Consider the following 3073-nt stretch of genomic DNA (forward strand, 5'->3'; position numbering starts at 1 on the left):
CTTCGAACACTTCTTGGGTGTTGTATGGTTAAGCCTCACGGGTAATTAGTATGGGTTAGCTCAACACGTCGCCGCGCTTACACACCCCACCTATCAACGTTGTGGTCTCCAACGGCCCTTTAGGACCCTCAAGGGGTCAGGGATGACTCATCTCAGGGCTCGCTTCCCGCTTAGATGCTTTCAGCGGTTATCGATTCCGAACTTAGCTACCGGGCAGTGCCACTGGCGTGACAACCCGAACACCAGAGGTTCGTTCACTCCGGTCCTCTCGTACTAGGAGCAACTCCCTTCAATCATCCAACGCCCACGGCAGATAGGGACCGAACTGTCTCACGACGTTCTGAACCCAGCTCGCGTACCACTTTAAATGGCGAACAGCCATACCCTTGGGACCGACTTCAGCCCCAGGATGTGATGAGCCGACATCGAGGTGCCAAACACCGCCGTCGATATGAACTCTTGGGCGGTATCAGCCTGTTATCCCCGGAGTACCTTTTATCCGTTGAGCGATGGCCCTTCCATTCAGAACCACCGGATCACTATGACCTACTTTCGTACCTGCTCGACCTGTCCGTCTCGCAGTTAAGCTGGCTTATGCCATTGCACTAACCTCCTGATGTCCGACCAGGATTAGCCAACCTTCGTGCTCCTCCGTTACTCTTTGGGAGGAGACCGCCCCAGTCAAACTACCCACCAGGCACTGTCCGCGAGCCCGATTCAGGGCCCTGCGTTAGAACATCAAACATACAAGGGTGGTATTTCAAGGACGGCTCCAGCGCAACTGGCGTCACGCCTTCAAAGCCTCCCACCTATCCTACACATGTAGGTTCAATGTTCAGTGCCAAGCTGTAGTAAAGGTTCACGGGGTCTTTCCGTCTAGCCGCGGGTACACCGCATCTTCACGGCGAATTCGATTTCACTGAGTCTCGGGTGGAGACAGCATGGCCATGGTTACACCATTCGTGCAGGTCGGAACTTACCCGACAAGGAATTTCGCTACCTTAGGACCGTTATAGTTACGGCCGCCGTTTACCGGGGCTTCGATCAAGAGCTTCGCTTGCGCTAACCCCATCAATTAACCTTCCGGCACCGGGCAGGTGTCACACCCTATACGTCCACTTTCGTGTTTGCAGAGTGCTGTGTTTTTGATAAACAGTCCCAGCCATCTGGTCACTGCGACTCCCGTCAGCTCCATCCGCAAGGGACTTCACCAACAAGAGCGTACCTTCTCCCGAAGTTACGGTACTATTTTGCCTAGTTCCTTCACCCGAGTTCTCTCAAGCGCCTTGGTATTCTCTACCCGACCACCTGTGTCGGTTTGGGGTACGATGACTTGTAATCTGAAGCTTAGAGGCTTTTCCTGGAAGCAGGGCATCAATGGCTTCCGCACCGTAGTGCGTTCGTCTCGTGTCTCAGTGTTGTGTCTCCGGATTTGCCTAGAAACACCACCTACGCACTTTCACCAGGACAACCGTCGCCTGGCCCACCTAGCCTTCTCCGTCCCCCCATCGCAATTACAAGTCGTGCAGGAATATTAACCTGCTTCCCATCGATTACGCCTTTCGGCCTCACCTTAGGGGTCGACTCACCCTGCCCCGATTAACGTTGGACAGGAACCCTTGGTCTTCCGGCGAGGAGGCTTTTCACCCCCTTTATCGTTACTTACGTCAGCATTCGCACTTCTGATATCTCCAGCATACCTCTCGATACACCTTCGCAGACTTACAGAACGCTCCCCTACCACTCACGCTTAGCGTGAATCCGCGGCTTCGGTGCCTGGTTTGAGCCCCGTTACATCTTCCGCGCAGGCCGACTCGACTAGTGAGCTATTACGCTTTCTTTAAATGATGGCTGCTTCTAAGCCAACATCCTAGCTGTCTGAGCCTTCCCACATCGTTTCCCACTTAACCAGAACTTTGGGACCTTAGCCGGCGGTCTGGGTTGTTTCCCTCTTCACGACGGACGTTAGCACCCGCCGTGTGTCTCCCGGATATTACTTACTGGTATTCGGAGTTTGCATGGGGTTGGTAAGTCGGGATGACCCCCTAGCCCAAACAGTGCTCTACCCCCAGTAGTATTCGTCCGAGGCGCTACCTAAATAGCTTTCGGGGAGAACCAGCTATCTCCGAGTTTGATTGGCCTTTCACCCCCAGCCACAGGTCATCCCCTAACTTTGCAACGTTAGTGGGTTCGGTCCTCCAGTTGATGTTACTCAACCTTCAACCTGCCCATGGCTAGATCACCCGGTTTCGGGTCTACACCTTGCAACTAGACGCCCAGTTAAGACTCGGTTTCCCTACGGCTCCCCTATACGGTTAACCTCGCTACAAAATGTAAGTCGCTGACCCATTATACAAAAGGTACGCAGTCACCCCGAAGGGCTCCCACTGCTTGTACGTACACGGTTTCAGGTTCTATTTCACTCCCCTCACAGGGGTTCTTTTCGCCTTTCCCTCACGGTACTGGTTCACTATCGGTCAGTCAGGAGTATTTAGCCTTGGAGGATGGTCCCCCCATATTCAGACAGGATGTCACGTGTCCCGCCCTACTCGATTTCACATCAAGGTTGTTTTCGTGTACGGGGCTATCACCCTGTATCGCCGGCCTTTCCAGGACCGTTCCACTAACTTCCAAGATGCTTAAGGGCTAATCCCCGTTCGCTCGCCGCTACTGAGGGAATCTCGGTTGATTTCTTTTCCTCGGGGTACTTAGATGTTTCAGTTCTCCCGGTTCGCCTCGTTACACTATGTATTCATGTAACGATACCCAAGTTATCTTGGGTGGGTTTCCCCATTCGGAAATCCGTGAGTCGTAATGTCTCTTACCGACTGCTCACGGCTTATCGCAGGTTAGTACGTCCTTCATCGCCTCTGACTGCCAAGGCATCCACCATGTACGCTTAGTCACTTAACCATACAACCCCAAGAAGTGTCGGTGAAACCGGCACGGCTTGTTGTCGTACAACAAGGACCAAATAAAATTTGGTTTTCGCCAAGAAGTTTCCAAAGCACTTGTAACAAATGTTTGAGAACTACTTTTTAAATCAGCTTTCCAGATTGTTAAAGAGCATGTT

The 3073-nt window shown here is 52.6% G+C and carries 1 rRNA gene; it reads right to left on the reverse strand.

Annotated features, from left to right (window positions below):
- Window positions 1-24: 24 nt before the first annotated feature.
- Window positions 25-2913: ribosomal RNA gene (locus PG897_RS22335) — 23S ribosomal RNA — on the reverse strand.
- Between the last annotated feature and the right edge of the window lie 160 nt (window positions 2914-3073).

The organism is Aeromonas sp. QDB20, assembly GCF_027707805.1.
Taxonomy (GTDB): Bacteria; Pseudomonadota; Gammaproteobacteria; order Enterobacterales; family Aeromonadaceae; genus Aeromonas; species Aeromonas dhakensis.